Below are 17127 nucleotides of genomic sequence, written 5' to 3'. Positions count from 1 at the left end.
GGGGTTCAGATGATGAAAAGACGTTCGTTGATCAAGGCTTTTGCGCTCTCCGCCACCGTTGTCAGTCTGGGTTTCACCTGGAGTGCCCAGGCTGCGGATACCATCAAAGTGGGGATCATGCATTCCCTCTCCGGCACCATGGCGATTTCTGAAACGCCGCTGAAAGATGTGGCGCTGATGACGATCGATGAGATCAACGCCAGAGGGGGCGTGCTGGGGAAAAAGCTGGAGCCGGTGGTGGTGGATCCCGCCTCCAACTGGCCGCTGTTTGCCGAAAAAGCGCGCCAGCTGCTGACGCAGGACAAGGCGGCGGTGGTGTTTGGCTGCTGGACCTCGGTTTCACGTAAGTCGGTGTTGCCGGTGTTTGAAGAGCTGAACGGCCTGCTCTTCTACCCGGTGCAGTATGAAGGGGAAGAGATGTCGCCCAACGTCTTCTACACCGGTGCCGCGCCGAATCAGCAGGCGATCCCGGCCGTGGAGTACCTGATGAGCGAAGATGGCGGCAGCGCGAAACGCTTCTTCCTGCTGGGCACCGACTACGTCTATCCGCGTACCACCAACAAGATCCTGCGCGCCTTCCTGCACAGTAAAGGCGTGGCGGACAGCGATATCAAAGAGGTCTATACGCCTTTCGGTTACAGCGATTATCAGACCATCGTCGCGGACATTAAAAAGTTTGCGGCGGGCGGCAAAACGGCCGTGGTCTCCACCATCAATGGCGACTCCAACGTGCCGTTCTACAAAGAGCTGGCCAACCAGGGCATTAAGGCCACTGACATTCCGGTCGTCGCCTTCTCGGTGGGCGAAGAGGAGCTGCGCGGCATCGACACCCGACCGCTGGTGGGTCAGTTAGCGGCCTGGAACTATTTCGAGTCGATTGATAATCCGGTTAATGCCAGATTCGTCGCCGATTACCGCGCTTACGCCAAAGCGCACAACCTGCCGAACGCCGCCACCGTCGTCACCAACGATCCGATGGAGGCAACCTATGTAGGGATCCATATGTGGGCGCAGGCGGTGGAAAAAGCGGGCACCACGGACGTCGACAAAGTGCGGGCGGCCATGGCCGGCCAGACCTTTAAGGCCCCGGATGGCTTTACCCTGACGATGGATCAGACCAACCACCATCTGCATAAGCCGGTCATGATTGGCGAGGTGGAAGAGAACGGCCAGTTCAGCGTGGTATGGCAGACCGATCAGCCGGTTCGTGCGCAGCCGTGGAGCCCCTATATCGCCGGTAACGACAAAAAGCCCGACCACCCGGTCAAAACCGCGCAGTAATGGTGCGCGGCGGATAACCCGGCCGCGTCACCTGCTGTGATGCGGCTGCGATGCTCTCCCCTGACGAGGCTCTCTTTATGAATCTATGTCGCTGCTTTCTCAGCCTGCTGCTGCTGATGCCGCTGATGGCCAGCGCCGGACCGGCTGCGGACTTTGCGGCCGCCAGCCGCAGTCAGCAGGCGGCGCTGCTGCAGCAGTGGGCCGCGGCGCCCGACAGTCAGCGCCTGCCGCTGCTGGAGGCGCTGCATGCTGAAACTGTGGTTACCGACCAGAACAGGCAGCCGTTCAGCCAGCAGGGTGCAACGCTGCAGCCGCTGGACACGGTGGCGCAGCCTGCCGGCAGCCTGAAAAAACTGTTTATGAACAACCGGCTGCGTGTACTGGTCAACACTGCGCTGGCCGCCCACCAGCTGGTCAGCCCGGATGTCGCTCTGCGCCTGCGCGCGGCCCGGCAGTTGCAAAATGAGGGGATGGCGGACCAGCTTCCCCTGCTGGAACAGCGGCTGGCCGCCGAGCCGGACAGTCGGGTCCACACCGCGTTAGCGCTGGCGCTGGCGAATCTGCAGCTGGCCGATCGCGAGCCGATGGTGCGTCTGCGGGCGGTTCAGCAGCTGGGTGAGTCCGGCGATCCCAATACTCAGTCCAGCCTGCAGCGTCTGACTCAGGCCGCGAACGAGCCGGATCCCACGGTGCGGGCGGCGGCGGCGCAGAGCCTGCAACAGATTCAGAAGCGGCTGATGTGGGGCGATCTGCTGGGACAGGCCTTCAGCGGCCTGTCGCTCGGATCGATTCTGCTGCTGGCCGCGCTGGGCCTGGCGATCACCTACGGTCTGCTCGGGGTGATTAACATGGCGCACGGTGAAATGCTGATGCTCGGCGCGTATGCCACCTGGTGGGTGCAGGGCCTGTTTCAGCAGTTCGCGCCGCACTATTTAGCCTGGTATCCGCTGCTGGCGCTGCCGGTTGCCTTTCTGGTCACCGCCGCCATCGGCATGGCGCTGGAGCGCACGGTGATCCGTCATCTCTATGGCCGTCCGCTGGAGACGCTGCTCGCCACCTGGGGGATCAGCCTGATGCTGACCCAGCTGGTCCGGGTGCTGTTCGGCGCACAGAACCTGGAGGTGGCGAATCCGGTGTGGCTCTCGGGCGGCCTGACGCTGCTGCCTAACCTGGTACTGCCGTGGAACCGTATCGCGGTGATCCTGTTTGTGGTGTTTGTGCTGGCGCTCACCTGGCTGCTGCTGAACCGCACCCGCCTGGGCATGAACGTCCGGGCCGTAACCCAGAATCGTGCAATGGCGGAGTGCTGCGGCGTACCAACCGGCCGCGTCGATATGCTGGCGTTTGGCCTCGGCTCCGGTATCGCCGGGCTGGGTGGCGTGGCGCTGTCCCAGCTCGGCAATGTCGGGCCGGAGCTGGGCCAGGGCTACATCATCGACTCGTTTCTGGTGGTGGTGCTGGGTGGCGTTGGCCAGCTGGCGGGCACCGTGGTCGCGGCGTTCAGCCTGGGCATTCTCAACAAAGTGCTGGAGCCGCAGATGGGCGCCGTGCTGGGCAAGATCCTGATTCTGATGATCATCGTGCTGTTTATTCAGAAACGCCCGCAGGGCCTGTTTGCGGTTAAAGGAAGGGTGACTGACTGATGACGCAACCCATGACGCTTCGCGTGGCGCGTACCGCGCCGCGCCTGACACTCAGCCTCGGCCTGCTGGTCGCGCTGGCGCTGCTGCTGATGCCGTTTCTGGCGCTGCTGCCCGCCACGCATCCGCTGGCCCTCTCGACCTATACCCTGACGCTGGTCGGCAAAATCCTCTGCTATGCGGTGGTCGCGGTGGCGCTGGATCTGGTGTGGGGATACGCCGGTCTGCTGTCGCTGGGGCACGGCCTGTTTTTCGCCCTGGGCGGCTATGCCATGGGCATGTACCTGATGCGCCAGGCCGCGGGCGAGGGTTTACCCGCCTTTATGTCCTTTCTCTCCTGGCATGAGCTGCCCTGGTTCTGGACCGGCACCCAGTACTTCGCCTGGGCGCTCTGCCTGAGCATGCTGGTGCCGGGCCTGCTGGCCTGGCTGTTTGGCTTCTTCGCTTTTCGCTCAAAAATCAAAGGCGTCTACTTCTCCATCATCACCCAGGCGCTGACCTACGCCGGTATGCTGCTGTTCTTCCGCAACGAAACCGGGTTTGGCGGCAACAACGGGTTTACCGGCTTTACCACCCTGCTCGGCTTTTCCGTCACGGCGACGGGCACCCGTATCGGGCTGTTCGTTGCCACGGTGCTGCTGCTGCTGCTGAGCCTGGCGATCGGCTTTGCCCTGGCGCGCAGCAAGTTTGGCCGGGTGCTGACCGCGGTGCGGGATGCGGAGAATCGTCTGATGTTCTGCGGATACGATCCGCGCGGCTTTAAGCTGTTTGTCTGGACGCTCTCCGCTGTGCTGTGCGGCCTGGCCGGGGCGCTCTATGTGCCGCAGGTCGGCATTATTAATCCGGGAGAAATGTCACCGGCCAACTCGATCGAAGCCGCCATCTGGGTGGCGCTGGGCGGACGCGGCACGCTGATTGGCCCGCTGCTGGGGGCGGCGATTGTCAACGGCGCACGCAGCATCTTCACTGTGGCCTTCCCGGAGTACTGGCTGTTCTTTCTGGGTCTGATGTTCATTCTGGTGACGCTGTTTCTGCCCTCTGGCGTCATTGGCCTGCTGCGCCGGAGGAAACCATGAGTGATGCCCTGTTTACCCAGCCCCAGCGGGCGGATCGTCACCGGCTGCAGCGCGATCCGGTGCTGCAGCTGGAGAAGATCAACGTCTCGTTCGAGGGCTTTCGCGCGCTCACCGATCTGTCGCTGCAGATCGGCATCGGTGAACTCCGCTGCGTGATCGGCCCTAACGGCGCGGGCAAAACCACGCTGATGGATGTGATCACCGGCAAAACCCGACCCGATTCGGGCCGGGTGATCTATGACCAGGACAGCGATCTGACCCGTCTTTCGCCGGTGGAGATCGCCCGCGCCGGTATCGGCCGCAAGTTTCAGAAGCCCACGGTGTTTGAGGCATTAACGGTCGCTGAGAATCTGGAGATCGCGCTTAAAACCGATAAATCGGTCTGGGCCAGCCTGCGTGCCCGCCTCAACAGCGAACAGCGCGATCGCATTGATGAAGTGCTGAAGATGCTGCGGCTGGGCGCTGAACGCCAGCGCCGGGCGGGCCTGCTGTCGCACGGCCAGAAGCAGTTTCTGGAGATCGGGATGCTGCTGGTGCAGGAGCCGCACCTGCTGCTGCTGGATGAGCCTGCGGCGGGCATGACCGACGCCGAGACGGACTACACCGCCGAGCTGTTCCGCAGCCTGGCAGGCAAACACTCGCTGATGGTGGTGGAGCATGACATGGGTTTTGTGGAGACCATCGCCGACCATGTCACGGTGCTGCATCAGGGTCAGGTGCTGGCCGAAGGGTCGTTGCGCGAGGTGCAGGCCAACGAGCAGGTTATCGACGTTTATCTGGGGCGCTGAGATGTTACAGGTTACTGAACTGAATCAATATTATGGCGGCAGTCATATTCTGCGCGGCCTGTCGTTTGAGGTGAAGATTGGTGAGATCACCTGCCTGCTGGGACGCAACGGCGTGGGGAAAACCACGCTGCTCAGGTGCCTGATGGGGCTGATCCCGGCGAAGTCAGGGGATATCCACTGGCAGCAGCAGCGGATCACTGGCCGTAAACCTCATCAGCGCGTGCAGGCGGGCATCGCCTATGTGCCACAGGGCCGCGAAATTTTTCCGCGTCTGACGGTGGAGGAGAATCTGCTGATGGGGCTCTCCCGTTTTCCGGCGGCGCAGGCGCGCGAGGTGCCGGAGGAGATCTATCAGCTCTTTCCGGTGCTGCTGGCGATGAAGTCACGTCGCGGCGGCGATCTTTCGGGCGGTCAGCAGCAGCAACTGGCGATCGGCCGGGCGCTGGCCTGTCGCCCTCAGCTACTGATCCTGGATGAACCCACAGAGGGGATCCAGCCCTCCGTGATCAAAGAGATCGGCGCAGTGATCCGCCAGCTGGCGCAGCGCGGGGATATGGCGATCCTGCTGGTCGAGCAGTTTTACGATTTCGCCGCCGAGCTGGCGGACAGCTATCTGGTGATGTCGCGCGGGGAGATCGTGCAGCGTGGCCGCGGCGACACCATGGAAGCAGAGGGTGTGCGCGGCCTCGTGGCGATTTAACCGGCGATCAGAGCAGGCCCGTTTCGACGGAGAAGTGGCGCTGTTCGCCCGGTTTCAGGGTGATCAGCGTACCTGCCTGCTGTGCCGCCAGAAAGCCTTCCGGCCGGCAGGTGGCGGGCAGGATATAGGCCGCTACCTGCTGGTCGGGATTATGCAGCAGCCAGCGGGTGGCGTGCGGGAACTGCGCGGTGGAGAAGCGCGTCATCAGCGCGTAGCCCTGCGGCGCATGCAGCTCAAACTGCACCTCATCGCCATACTGCGGCAGATCGTCCGCGAAAAAGACGATCTCCGGGTCGCAGAGCTGCGGCTGATCAAGCTGCTGCAGAGCCAGCGGATCGCGCGCCAGCCGATCCGTATAGTCGCGCCAGGCGGGCGTCGGCCGCAGATGCGCAGGGATCGACTGCCGCAGCTGAAAGGCCCGATCGGGGATCGACTGCCGGAAGCGCCCCTGATCGATCCACGCGCTGTTGATGTGACACATGTACTGCAGCGGCATCGGCGCACCGGCCAGATTGGTAACAGTCATGTCGATCGTCAGCCGCGGGCGATCGGCCTGAAGACGCACGGCCGGTGCAGCCAGATAGTGATGACCAAAGCCTTTTACATAGTCATACTCCCCTTCCAGCGACAGCGTCTGATCCTCCAGCACCAGCCAGGCGCTGTCCATACGGGCGCAGGCCATCTCGCCATGCAGCGGATGATCGTCCTCTGGCGCAGGACAGCCGTTAGCCAGCAGCCCCGAATGAAACGCAAAACAGCCATAGGTATCAATGATCGAACGGGCTGGCAGCGGCTGCCTGAAACTGTGGCCCATCGTCAGGTTATGTCCGTCGAACTGCACTTCCCAGATCATCTGCCCAAGAAACGGCAGCACGGTTACGCTGCCGCGACGGTTATGAAGGCGTACCGCCTCAATGCCTGACGGGTAGCGAAACAGTTCAACCCGGAACGCCTCGCTCTCCAGCAGCGTCGACGGCGTGGGGTGAAACTGGTCACGCGCCAGGGGCAAACGGGTTTTCATGGCAACTCCTCCACCAGACGCCCGCTCGCAACCGGCTGCTTTTTATGACGCAGCTCGCCATAGAAATAGAAGCCGACCCAGGCGAAGCAGAGCAGCGAGACGCCAAACGCCAGCTGCATCGATCCCAGTGTGTCAGAGACCAGCCCCTGCAGCGCCGGAACGAAGGCGGCGCCCACAATCGCCATTACGATAAACGCGCCCGCCACCTCGGTATATTTGTTGTCTACCGTCGCCAGGGTGCCTGCGTAGATGGTGGCCCAGCAGGGACCAAACAGCACGCTGACAAAAACGGCGGCGTAGACGGCGGTGAAGTCCGGCACCAGCATCACATAGGCCAGCGTCAGCACGCCCAGCACGGAATAGGCGATCAGCACCTTTTCGGCACGGAAACGGGCCATCAGGAAATTCGCTACGAACTTACCGATAAAGAAGCCGATGAAGCTGTAGATCATAAAGTCAGAGGCGTGACGCTCGTTGGCTGCGCCCAGCGTCAGCGCCAGACGAATCGTAAACGACCAGACCGCCACCTGCATGCCAACATAGAGGAACTGGGTCACGATCCCGCGTTTAAAGTGGCGGTTAGTGGCCAGATAGCGAAAGGTCTCACCCAGTGACGGGCGCGATTTCGCATGGCTTTCCGGCTTGCAGTGCGGATAGCGGGTGAACATAAACAGCAACATCACGACCACCAGCACCATCACCAGATATTTGTAGGGCTCCAGCGTATGTTCCAGCATGGTCAGCCGGAAAGCATGCACCTGCTCCGCCGTCATGCCCGCCATCTGGCTCTCCAGGCTGCCTCCTTCCTGAAACACCAGATATTTGCCCAGCACAATCCCCATCAGTGCACCAATCGGATAGAAGGTCTGGCTGACGTTGAGGCGCAGCGTGGCGTGATCACGGTGGCCAATCATCGAACTGTAGGTATTGGCCGCGGTTTCCAGGAAACTCAGGCCAATGGCGATAGCAAAAATTGCCGCCAGGAACATGGTGTAGGTCGCCATGTGTGACGCCGGGTAAAAGACGATGCAGCCTGCGATGTAGAGCGCCAGGCCGATCATGATCGCCATTTTGTAGCTGGTTCTGCGGATCACCAGCGAAGCCGGGATCGCAATCAGAAAATAGCCGCCATAAAAGGCGCTCTGCACCAGCGCACTGGCGAAGTCGCTGAGGGCAAAGACGCTTTTAAACTGGGTGATCAGAATATCGTTGAGACTCGCCGCACAGCCCCATAGCGGAAAGAGGCATGACAGCAGAATGAACTGGAACAGCGGCGTTTTATTCAGATAGCCATCAGATTGCTGCACTATTTTCTGTTGCATAGCAGAACCTCAGTTAAGGTTAAGAAAACGCTGAAAACACTCGGCGGTGGGGTAAGCACGCTGGGTGCCACGCCCGGTAACGCTGCAGGCGGCATAAGCAGACGCCTGCGCCATGGCGGCGGCCACATCACCGGTTTCGGTCAGCAGATATGCAAAGCAGCCGATAAAGGCATCGCCTGCGCCGCTGGTGTCCACCGCCTGAACCGGCGTAGCGGCCACACGATGAACCCGATCGCCGCTCATCCAGATCGATCCCCGGCTGCCCAGAGTGATGATCAGATTTTTGAGGCCGCGCTTCAGCAGCGACTGCCCGGCAAGCATCACCTCTTCATCGCTGCTGACCGGCAGGCCGGTCAGGATCTCCAGCTCGGTTTCATTGGGCATAAAGAAATCACATTTGCAGGCATAGTCGATGTCCAGCGTGGCGACGGCCGGCGCCGGATTGAGGATCACCCGGATCTGATGCCGGCGGGCAAAATCAATGGCGTAGTAGACCGTTTCCAGTGGGATCTCCAGCTGCAGAATGATCAGCGCACAGGCTTTCAGAGCCTCTGCCGCGTCGTCGATATCCGCCGGTTTCAGCTGCTGGTTGGCGCCCTTGATAATCAGAATGCGGTTCTGCGACTGGTCATCGACAAAGATAGGGGCCACGCCGCTGGAGGTGCCTGTGGCGGTCGTCACATAGCGCGTGTCGACACCCTGCTGTTGCAGATTGGCCACGGTGTTGGGCGCGAAGAGATCGTCGCCGACCTTGCTGACCATCATCACGCGGCCGCCCATTTTTGCCGCCGCGACCGCCTGGTTGGCACCTTTGCCGCCGCAGCCGATGGCAAAATCGGGAGCTTCGAGGGTTTCGCCCGCTTTTGGCAGACTGTTGGTATACGTAATCAGATCGACCATATTTGAGCCGATCACCGCGATTGTCATAACGGTTTCTCCCGGATGTGTTGCAAACCTGAATGTTAATAAATTAACAATAACCTTTCTTAAAGGTTAAATATGTGACAAAAACCACATCCTGAAGCGGCAGCCGGCGGGAAAATGCGGCGCTGAAAGGAAAGGTTAATGTTATTATTATAACAAGATAACATCACCGGCTACGCGGGAGACGCGCCTCTCCCCGCCCGCCTGCGCCAGGGATGTGACACGGCGCTGACCGCGCAGCGCAGGTTTGCGGCCCTTAAGGATTGCGGGTAAGATTGATTGCCAGCCTGGCGGATGAGACGCAACTCATTCAAATCTGTGAGGTTTGTCGCGATATAACGCCGGTTACGGCGTCCTTGTTCCGCACTGCAGGATAGGTAACAGAGAGATGACCATGGAAACCCGGCGCGACGAACGCATTCACAAGCTGACGCAGGCGCTGAAACGCACCGATAAACTGCATCTGAAAGATGCGGCTCAGCTTCTGGGCGTCTCAGAGATGACGGTGCGGCGCGACTTAACCGAGCCCGCTTCCAGCATCGTTCTGCTGGGCGGCTACATCGTCAGCGATCCGAAAAGTCACGCCAGCCACTATTTTGTCAGCGATCAGCATGGGCAGAATGCCGCCCGAAAACAGCGGCTGGCTCAGGCCGCAGCCAGCCTGATCGCGGAGAACGATACGGTCTTTTTTGACTGCGGCACCACCCTCCCCTACATCGTGGATGCGATCCCCGATACCCTCGCGTTTACCGCCATCTGCTGCGCCATGAACACCTTTCTGACGCTGAAGGAGAAACCGGCCTGCAACGTGATCCTGAGCGGCGGTGAATTTCACGCTGACAATGCCCTGTTTACGCCGATTGGCGTGCACACCATCCTGGATGATCTCTGTCCGACGCTGGCCTTTATCTCTGCCGCTGGCATCGATAAAGATCAGGGTGCGACCTGCTACAACACCAATGAGCTGATGATGAAACATCACGCCATGCTGCGCGCCCGCAAGTCGGTGCTGGTGGCCGACAGCAGCAAATATGGCAAGGTGCTGCCCGCCCGTATCGCCGAACTGCAGCGCTTTGATCTGCTGGTCAGCGACAGCGCGCCCGATCAGGCGTTGCAACACTGGCTGGCCCAGCAGGCGATACCGCTGCGCCTGCCCTGATCCCTGCCTGTCCGCCTGGCGGCACTGAAATCAGACGGTGACGCTCTGCACCGTCCGCGATTCCCCGGCCTGGGTAATATTCGCCGCCCCCCGGCTGGGATTAGACGGTGAAAAAGGCTAAACTTCGACATCATTCCAACGACCAAGACCCAGAGGCTCAAACCAACGTGGCTCAATTCGTCTATAGCATGCATCGCGTCGGCAAAGTGGTTCCGCCGAAGCGTCATATCCTGAAAAACATCTCGCTCAGCTTCTTCCCTGGCGCAAAAATCGGCGTCCTCGGTCTGAACGGTGCGGGTAAATCTACCCTGCTGCGCATCATGGCCGGCATCGATAAAGATATCGAAGGGGAAGCGCGTCCACAGCCCGGCATCAAGATTGGCTACCTGCCGCAGGAGCCGCAGCTGAATCTTGAACACACCGTGCGTGAGTCGGTGGAAGAGGCGATGTCCGAAGTGGTTGGCGCGCTGAAGCGCCTCGACGAAGTCTATGCCCTGTACGCCGAAGAGGATGCAGACTTCGACAAGCTGGCCGCTGAACAGGGTCGTCTGGAAGAGATTATCCAGGCGCACGACGGTCACAACCTGAATACGCAGCTGGAACGTGCGGCCGATGCGCTGCGCCTGCCAGACTGGGATGCGAAAATCGCGAACCTCTCCGGTGGTGAACGTCGCCGCGTCGCCCTCTGCCGCCTGCTGCTGGAAAAACCAGACATGCTGCTGCTGGACGAACCGACCAACCACCTGGACGCCGAATCTGTCGCCTGGCTGGAGCGCTTCCTGCATGACTTCGAAGGCACCGTCGTGGCGATTACGCACGACCGTTACTTCCTGGATAACGTGGCGGGCTGGATTCTGGAGCTGGACCGCGGCGAAGGCATTCCGTGGGAAGGCAACTACTCCTCCTGGCTGGAGCAGAAAGATGCACGTCTGGCACAGGAAGCCTCTACCGAAGCCGCTCGCCGCAAGTCGATCGAGAAAGAGCTGGAGTGGGTTCGTAAAGGACCAAAAGGCCAGCAGTCTAAAGGCAAAGCCCGTCTGGCACGCTTTGAAGAGCTGAATAACACCGACTACCAGAAGCGTAACGAAACCAACGAACTGTTCATTCCGCCAGGTGCCCGTCTGGGTGACAAAGTGCTGGAAGTCAGCAACCTGCGTAAATCATACGGCGATCGTGTGCTGATTGATGATCTCTCGTTCTCTGTGCCAAAAGGCGCGATTGTCGGGATAATCGGTCCGAACGGCGCGGGTAAATCGACGCTGTTCCGTATGATGTCCGGTCAGGAGCAGCCCGATTCCGGCAGCATCGTGCTGGGTGAAACCGTGAAGCTGGCCTCCGTCGATCAGTTCCGCGACAGCATGGACAATTCCAAAACCGTATGGGAAGAGGTTTCCGGCGGTCAGGACATTATGCGTATCGGTAACACCGAGATGCCAAGCCGCGCCTATGTCGGCCGCTTTAACTTCAAAGGCGTCGATCAGGGTAAACGCGTCGGTGAACTGTCGGGCGGTGAACGCGGTCGTCTGCACCTGGCGAAACTGCTGCAGGTAGGCGGCAACATGCTGCTGCTCGATGAGCCAACCAACGACCTGGACATCGAAACCCTGCGCGCGCTGGAAAACGCCCTGCTGGAGTTCCCGGGCTGTGCCATGGTCATCTCGCATGACCGCTGGTTCCTGGACCGTATCGCGACTCACATTCTGGATTATCAGGATGAGGGTAAAATCGAATTCTTCGAAGGTAACTTTACCGAATATGAAGAGTACAAGAAGCGTACCCTCGGCGCAGACGCGCTGGAGCCGAAGCGCATCAAGTACAAGCGTATGACGAAGTAAGCGTCGGATGAATATTAAAAGGGAAGCGGATGCTTCCCTTTTTTATTTTGTTACAGCGGCGTCCACTGCTCAATATGTCCCTGATGCTCATCATCATGTGTTTTAAACAGAATGCAGGTTAAGGTCTTTTTTCTATCAAAACCAATAACGATATTATCACCGGGCTCTGCCAGTTCCATCACCGGATTGCCTTCATAATAAAGCCGGAATTCAGATCGGCTCTCGTGTGACTCTCTGGCATCATACCAGGTAACTGATGCACTACAGCTGACATCACTGCCTCTGAGTACAAAGTCTGCTTCAAACTCTTTATTTTCATGACCCAGAATAGTTTTAAGGGCTGTTACACCGTTAAACTCTTTTTGATCGTAAATTTCACTTTTTGATAAAGTTTTAATACATGCACTTTTTAAATTTTGAGCTTTCATAACATTTCTCATCCTTTGAGAAGAACAGGAAAGACCATCATAATTAATGCAATATCATTTTCTGCTGCCGGTATCAAAGTTAGAGGAAACGCCAGGAATCTTTATTTCATGCTCAGCGATAAAACGCCCTGAATACCGGTGACTGCAGCGCAAACTCAATAAAGCGTGCCAGCGCGGGTGACTGCAGTTTGCGGCCCGGATAGACCAGCCACAGCTCATTGCCTTCGACCTCCCATTCCGGCAACACCGGCACCAGCCGGGGATCGGCCATCGGCCCGTCGATCAGAAATTGCGGCAGCAGCGTGATGCCCGCATCGCCCAGCGCCGATTCGCGCGCGTAGAGCAGATTGTCCGTGAGGTGGCCTGGCGGCAGCAGCCAGCGGTAGAAGTCTTCGTCGCGCTGCAGCACCCATTCATTCCAGGCGCGGTGCGCAATGCAGCGATGGGCCGACAGCTGCTGGGGGTGGACCAGCGGCGGATGCTGGTCGAGATAGTGCTGAGAGGCGACCAGCCGTCGCGGGCAGTTGCCTATCCGGCGGCCAATCAGCGATGACTCCTGCGGCTGACCGGTGCGGAGCGCCACATCAAACCCCTCCTGCACCAGGTCGCGCATCTCATCCGATATCGACACATCCAGCGTCACATCAGGGTAAAGGCGTAAAAATGCCGCGTTGCAGCGCGCCAGCAGCGTAGCGCCGATCCCCGCCGGGCTGGTGATGCGCAGGCGTCCGCTGGGGTTATCACGCAGGCTGGCAATTGCCTGATCGGCGCGTTCACTGGCCTGCATCATCTCCTGGCAGTGCAGCAGATAGCGTTCACCGGCAAAGGTCAGATTGAGCTGGCGGGTGGTACGGTTCAGCAGCCGGATCCCCAGCCGCTGCTCCAGCTGGCTGATGCGCTGGCTGACGCTCGATTTCGGCAGACCGGCCCGTTCTGCCGCACCGGTAAAGCTGCCGCACTCCGCCACCAGCGCGAAAAGCGCCATATCCTGCCACTGCCGAAACGCCATTGTTCACCTCAGACGAACACTCTATGAAAGATTGTCCATCTTATCACCGCTAAATTCAGGTTCTACACTTAAAGCCGGTTCTGAATGATTCGCCATCCCGCTCCGTAAAGCGTGGCACAGCCCACGCATCACGGCCGGAATGGCAGAGATACGCTCCAGGCTGAGAGCCTGATTAAACAGGAAAATGCTATGTCTATTCGCGCTATCGCAGTTAATCCGGAAAATCCTGCAACCTTCACTGAGATTTTCCCTGAATCCCTGACGCCCGGTGAGTATGACCTGCGTGTCGAAGTGAAAGCGGCGTCGGTCAACCCGGTCGACACCAAAGTCCACAAAGGGGCGATGAAGAATGGCCTTGAGCAGCCGCGCATTCTCGGCTGGGACGCCAGCGGCGTGGTGCTGGAAGTCGGCAGCAAAGTCAGCAACTTTAAACCCGGCGACGAAGTTTTTTACGCAGGCGATCTGACCCGGCCCGGCAGTAACAGCACCGAGCAGCTGGTGGATTCACGTATTACCGGCCACAAGCCGGAGAGCCTGGACTGGGCGCAGTCGGCGGCGATCCCGCTGACCGCCCTGACCGCCTGGGAAGGGCTGTTTGAGCGACTGAACCTGGAGAACGCTACGGCCGATCAGACGCTGCTGATCGTCGGCGGCGCGGGCGGGGTGGGATCGCTGGCGATCCCGCTGGCGAAGCTGCGCAGCAAGGTGCAGATCATCGCCACCGCCTCACGGGAAGATTCCGCGCAGTGGTGTCGCGATCGCGGTGCCGATCGGGTGATCAACTACAAAGATATGGTCGGCGAGCTGGAGAAACAGGGGATTAAGCAGGTTGATTACATCTTCTGCCTGAATGACACCGACGGTCACTGGGACACTATGGCCAGACTGATCGCCCCGCAGGGCCACATCTGCACCATTGTCGAAAACGAGCATCCGCTGTCGATGGATCAGCTGAAACTGAAGAGCGCCGCGCTGCACTTCGAGCTGATGTATACCCGCAGCATGTTCAATACGCCGGACATGGCGCGCCAGGGTGAGATTCTGGATGCGGTGTCGGCGCTGCTGGATGAGGGGAAACTGCAGACGACGCTGAGCGAGACGCTGCACGGCCTGAGCGTGGAGACGCTGAAAGCCGCCCATCAGCGGGTGCTGGAAGGCCACATGCGCGGTAAAGTGGTGATGGTCTACTGATGCGTCGATCCGGCTGCCGGACGGCAGACCGGATCGCCACAGGCGTTATGGCTGGGCGTTTTTCTCGCCCAGCATCGCCTTCACCAGCTCAATGCAGCGCAGGAAGCGGGTGTCATAATCATCTTCCTGAACGTGCAGAAAATCGATGTTATTTTCCCGCAGCATCGTCACCAGCATCGACTGAAACTCCCGACGATCCACCGAACTGCCCAGACTGCGCAATCCATCGGCCACCCAGGGCACGTTATTTTCCAGCAGGATCACCAGATCAAAGCGATATTCGTCGATCAGCGCCTGCACAAAGGGATGTTCACGCCCCTCATACTTCAGACAGAACGCCTGCGTGGTCACGAAATCGGTGTCGATGAATGCCACCTTGTTGGCATATTTAACGGCGAAATCGATGTACTGCGCCTGCCCCAGCGCGATTTTGTCGTAATCGGAATATTGCAGCGCCATCTCATCGCCGCCCAGATGGGAGAAGACGTAGTCCCGGCCATACTCCCAGGCGCTGGTGGTGTTGAAGATGTTGGCGAGTTTATTGACCAGCGTCGATTTGCCGCTGGATTCTCCGCCGAGGATCGCCACGGTGCGGACAAAGAACGGTTTCACTTCGGTGGGAATGTAGTCCCAGAAGCGGAACGGATCCTGACGGATCTGCGCACCGCTGATGCTCATAAAGGATCGGCTGGGATCGACCAGCACGGTCTGAATCCCCAGATGCTGCTGATACATCTCGGCATCGGGCGCTTCGCTGGTGTAGATACAGTCCGCCGTAATTCCCTGTTCGCTGAGGAAAGCACTAACGCCTCTGCTCCAGACATCCCAGCCGTGCGGATAAGGCTCGATCCCCTCTTCATTGAAGGCGTGAATGCGGATATTTTTCTGATACTTAAAGGTCTGCAGCAGCCAGCGCAGACGATCGCTGACCGTCGGCTGCTGAGACATCGCGCTGTTCTCAAACAGCTCCCGGTCGCGCGGCTCGTCGTAGCCCATGATGATATGCAGCTCATCCACCTGGCTGCAGGCGCGCTGGATCAAATAGATATGGCCGGTATGCAGGGGATAGAACTTACCGAATATCACCCCTATCCGTTTGTCCCGGCGCGGAAACTCCAGGCCCAGAAAGCGGTGCAGCGCCTCCAGCTTCTGCGCGCTGGGGCTTTTAATTTTGGCATTGAGCAACTGGCTCAGATAGCCTTTCGTCATGCCGCTGGCATCAGCGACCTGTTGCAGCGTGTGACCCTGCTGGCGGATGGCCGTTTTCAGATATTCAAACGACGACATGTCGTGCCTCCTGCATCAATGCGGTTAAGGTGCGTCCGGCCTGCCCTGCACTCCGGCTGACAGGCCGCAGGCGCGTTACAGTTCGTCCAGAATGGCCAGCGCATCGGCCAGCTTCTTCACGCTGAACACCTGCATCCCGGCAATCGGTTTTTTCGGTGCGTTGCCGGCGGGCACAATCGCGCGTCTGAAGCCGTGCTTCGCCGCTTCGGAGATGCGTTCCTGGCCGCTGGGCACCGGACGGATTTCACCGGCCAGGCCGACTTCGCCGAAAATCACCAGATCCTGCGGCAGCGGACGGTCACGCAGACTCGATACCATCGACAGCATCAGCGCCAGGTCCGCACCGGTTTCGGTGACCTTCACGCCGCCGACGACGTTGACGAACACATCCTGGTCCGCCATCTGCAGTCCACCGTGACGATGCAGCACCGCCAGCAGAATCGCCAGACGGTTCTGCTCCAGCCCCACCGCCACACGGCGCGGATTGCCCATCATTGAGTGATCGACCAGCGCCTGAATCTCCACCAGCAGCGGCCGCGTTCCCTCCCACAGCACCATCACGGAGCTGCCGGACGTCACCTCTTCGCCGCGCGACAGAAAGATCGCTGACGGGTTACTGACTTCACGCATGCCCTGTTCGGTCATGGCAAACACGCCCAGTTCGTTGACCGCGCCGAAGCGGTTTTTATGGCTGCGCAGCGTGCGGAAGCGGGAGTCAGCATCGCCATCCAGCAGCACCGAACAGTCGATGCAGTGCTCCAGCACTTTCGGCCCCGCCAGCGAACCATCTTTGGTAACGTGGCCGACCATAATGATCGCGACGCCGCGCGTTTTGGCAAAGCGCGTCAGATAGGCGGCGGTTTCGCGCACCTGGGCGACGCTGCCGGGTGACGACTGGATCTCCGCCATGTGCATCACCTGGATCGAGTCGATCACCATCAGTTGCGGCTGCTCCTGCTCGGCGATCAGGCAGATCTGCTCAATGCTGGTTTCCGACAGCATATTCACATTTTCGGTGGGCAATCCCAGACGATGGGCGCGCATCGCGACCTGTTGCAGCGACTCTTCACCGGTCACGTAGAGGGTTTTCATCCCCTCTGACAGCCGGCACATCACCTGCAGCAGCAGCGTCGATTTCCCGGCGCCGGGGTTGCCGCCGATCAGGATCGCGCTGCCCGGCACGACGCCGCCGCCCAGCACCCGGTCAAACTCTTTGAAGGTGGAGGAGAAACGCGGCAGCGCCTCCAGACTGATTTCAGAGAGTTTCTGCACCCGGCTGGTGCCGGCACTGCCGGCGTAACCGCTCAGGCGCTCGTTACGCGCAGCCGCAGGCGAGGCGGCGATGCGCACCTCGGTGATGGTGTTCCAGGCGTGACAGGCGCTGCATTGCCCCTGCCAGCGTGGGTAATCTGCGCCACATTCGTTACAGACAAATGCGCGTTTTGCCGCTTTGGCCAAATCAATAC

15 protein-coding genes are annotated in these 17127 nt (G+C 59.8%); 8 read left to right on the top strand and 7 right to left on the bottom strand.

Annotated features, from left to right (window positions below; all coding sequences use genetic code 11):
• Positions 1-12: 12 nt before the first annotated feature.
• The 5 genes from urtA to urtE all read left to right on the top strand — a co-directional run bounded on the left by urtA (position 13) and on the right by urtE (position 5485).
• Positions 13-1281, top strand: coding sequence for an urea ABC transporter substrate-binding protein (urtA, locus tag AB1748_RS04570; protein ID WP_111141526.1), 1269 nt, complete (start codon positions 13-15; stop codon positions 1279-1281).
• 77 nt (positions 1282-1358) lie between these two features.
• Positions 1359-2924 carry an urea ABC transporter permease subunit UrtB gene (urtB, locus tag AB1748_RS04565; protein WP_367396060.1) on the top strand — a complete coding sequence of 522 codons (1566 nt, stop codon included), beginning with the start codon at positions 1359-1361 and terminating at the stop codon, positions 2922-2924.
• A complete protein-coding gene (urtC, locus tag AB1748_RS04560) occupies positions 2924-3997 on the top strand; it encodes an urea ABC transporter permease subunit UrtC (protein WP_111141516.1) in 1074 nt (357 codons plus the stop codon). The genes urtB and urtC overlap by 1 nt, the downstream gene beginning before the upstream one ends.
• Positions 3994-4785, top strand: a complete 792-nt coding sequence (gene urtD, locus AB1748_RS04555; RefSeq protein WP_111141514.1) for an urea ABC transporter ATP-binding protein UrtD — start codon at positions 3994-3996, stop codon at positions 4783-4785. Before urtC ends, urtD begins: the two co-directional genes overlap by 4 nt.
• Position 4786: 1 nt before the next feature.
• Positions 4787-5485 carry an urea ABC transporter ATP-binding subunit UrtE gene (gene urtE / locus AB1748_RS04550; RefSeq protein WP_111141512.1) on the top strand — a complete coding sequence of 233 codons (699 nt, stop codon included), beginning with the start codon at positions 4787-4789 and terminating at the stop codon, positions 5483-5485.
• Positions 5486-5492: 7 nt separating this feature from the next.
• Here urtE and AB1748_RS04545 read toward each other — a convergent pair whose 3' ends face one another.
• The 3 genes from AB1748_RS04545 to rbsK are packed head-to-tail and all read right to left on the bottom strand — an operon-like array spanning position 5493 to position 8755.
• Complete coding sequence (locus AB1748_RS04545; RefSeq protein WP_111141510.1) at positions 5493-6506, bottom strand: aldose 1-epimerase family protein; 1014 nt, start codon at positions 6504-6506, stop codon at positions 5493-5495.
• Positions 6503-7828, bottom strand: a complete 1326-nt coding sequence (gene fucP, locus AB1748_RS04540) for an L-fucose:H+ symporter permease (RefSeq protein ID WP_111141508.1) — start codon at positions 7826-7828, stop codon at positions 6503-6505. The genes AB1748_RS04545 and fucP overlap by 4 nt, the downstream gene beginning before the upstream one ends.
• A gap of 9 nt (positions 7829-7837) precedes the next feature.
• Positions 7838-8755, bottom strand: a complete 918-nt coding sequence (rbsK, locus tag AB1748_RS04535) for a ribokinase (RefSeq protein WP_111141506.1) — start codon at positions 8753-8755, stop codon at positions 7838-7840.
• A 391-nt stretch (positions 8756-9146) separates the two neighbouring features.
• Between rbsK and deoR the strand changes: the two genes are divergently transcribed.
• Positions 9147-9911: a DNA-binding transcriptional repressor DeoR gene (gene deoR, locus AB1748_RS04530; protein ID WP_367396317.1), complete on the top strand. Its 765-nt coding sequence runs from the start codon at positions 9147-9149 to the stop codon at positions 9909-9911.
• Positions 9912-10078: 167 nt separating this feature from the next.
• Complete coding sequence (gene ettA / locus AB1748_RS04525; protein WP_111141504.1) at positions 10079-11746, top strand: energy-dependent translational throttle protein EttA; 1668 nt, start codon at positions 10079-10081, stop codon at positions 11744-11746.
• Between the two features lie 50 nt (positions 11747-11796).
• Here the strand turns inward: ettA and AB1748_RS04520 are convergent, their stop codons facing one another.
• Positions 11797-12174 (bottom strand): type II restriction endonuclease, encoded by a 378-nt coding sequence (locus tag AB1748_RS04520; protein WP_111138471.1) that lies wholly within the window; start codon positions 12172-12174, stop codon positions 11797-11799.
• Between the two features lie 112 nt (positions 12175-12286).
• Entirely contained in the window at positions 12287-13183 is an 897-nt protein-coding gene (locus AB1748_RS04515; RefSeq protein WP_367396059.1) for a LysR family transcriptional regulator, read from the bottom strand.
• Positions 13184-13372: 189 nt separating this feature from the next.
• Here AB1748_RS04515 and AB1748_RS04510 point away from each other — a divergent pair, with 189 nt between their 5' ends.
• Entirely contained in the window at positions 13373-14374 is a 1002-nt protein-coding gene (locus tag AB1748_RS04510) for a zinc-binding alcohol dehydrogenase family protein (protein WP_367396058.1), read from the top strand.
• 45 nt (positions 14375-14419) lie between these two features.
• Here AB1748_RS04510 and nadR read toward each other — a convergent pair whose 3' ends face one another.
• Both nadR and radA read right to left on the bottom strand, forming a co-directional pair.
• On the bottom strand, positions 14420-15661 hold the full coding sequence (gene nadR, locus AB1748_RS04505; protein ID WP_293774668.1) for a multifunctional transcriptional regulator/nicotinamide-nucleotide adenylyltransferase/ribosylnicotinamide kinase NadR: 1242 nt from the start codon (positions 15659-15661) through the stop codon (positions 14420-14422).
• A 75-nt stretch (positions 15662-15736) separates the two neighbouring features.
• A complete protein-coding gene (gene radA, locus AB1748_RS04500; protein WP_128085969.1) occupies positions 15737-17119 on the bottom strand; it encodes a DNA repair protein RadA in 1383 nt (460 codons plus the stop codon).
• Positions 17120-17127 lie beyond the last annotated feature (8 nt).

Origin of the sequence: Pantoea sp. Ep11b, assembly GCF_040783975.1 — a bacterium.
In the GTDB taxonomy this organism is placed as follows: domain Bacteria; phylum Pseudomonadota; class Gammaproteobacteria; order Enterobacterales; family Enterobacteriaceae; genus Pantoea.
Note: the sequence above shows the minus strand (reverse complement) of the source record. Positions and strands in the feature narration are given on the sequence as shown.

Bases quoted from the DNA above. Each gene is read 5' to 3' on its own strand.
- urtA (WP_111141526.1), top strand. From the start codon at position 13: ATGAAAAGACGTTCGTTGATCAAGGCTTTTGCGCTCTCCGCCACCGTT.
- urtB (WP_367396060.1), top strand. From the start codon at position 1,359: ATGAATCTATGTCGCTGCTTTCTCAGCCTGCTGCTGCTGATGCCGCTG.
- urtC (WP_111141516.1), top strand. From the start codon at position 2,924: ATGACGCAACCCATGACGCTTCGCGTGGCGCGTACCGCGCCGCGCCTG.
- urtD (WP_111141514.1), top strand. From the start codon at position 3,994: ATGAGTGATGCCCTGTTTACCCAGCCCCAGCGGGCGGATCGTCACCGG.
- urtE (WP_111141512.1), top strand. From the start codon at position 4,787: ATGTTACAGGTTACTGAACTGAATCAATATTATGGCGGCAGTCATATT.
- AB1748_RS04545 (WP_111141510.1), bottom strand. From the start codon at position 6,506: ATGAAAACCCGTTTGCCCCTGGCGCGTGACCAGTTTCACCCCACGCCG.
- fucP (WP_111141508.1), bottom strand. From the start codon at position 7,828: ATGCAACAGAAAATAGTGCAGCAATCTGATGGCTATCTGAATAAAACG.
- rbsK (WP_111141506.1), bottom strand. From the start codon at position 8,755: ATGACAATCGCGGTGATCGGCTCAAATATGGTCGATCTGATTACGTAT.
- deoR (WP_367396317.1), top strand. From the start codon at position 9,147: ATGGAAACCCGGCGCGACGAACGCATTCACAAGCTGACGCAGGCGCTG.
- AB1748_RS04520 (WP_111138471.1), bottom strand. From the start codon at position 12,174: ATGAAAGCTCAAAATTTAAAAAGTGCATGTATTAAAACTTTATCAAAA.
- AB1748_RS04515 (WP_367396059.1), bottom strand. From the start codon at position 13,183: ATGGCGTTTCGGCAGTGGCAGGATATGGCGCTTTTCGCGCTGGTGGCG.
- AB1748_RS04510 (WP_367396058.1), top strand. From the start codon at position 13,373: ATGTCTATTCGCGCTATCGCAGTTAATCCGGAAAATCCTGCAACCTTC.
- nadR (WP_293774668.1), bottom strand. From the start codon at position 15,661: ATGTCGTCGTTTGAATATCTGAAAACGGCCATCCGCCAGCAGGGTCAC.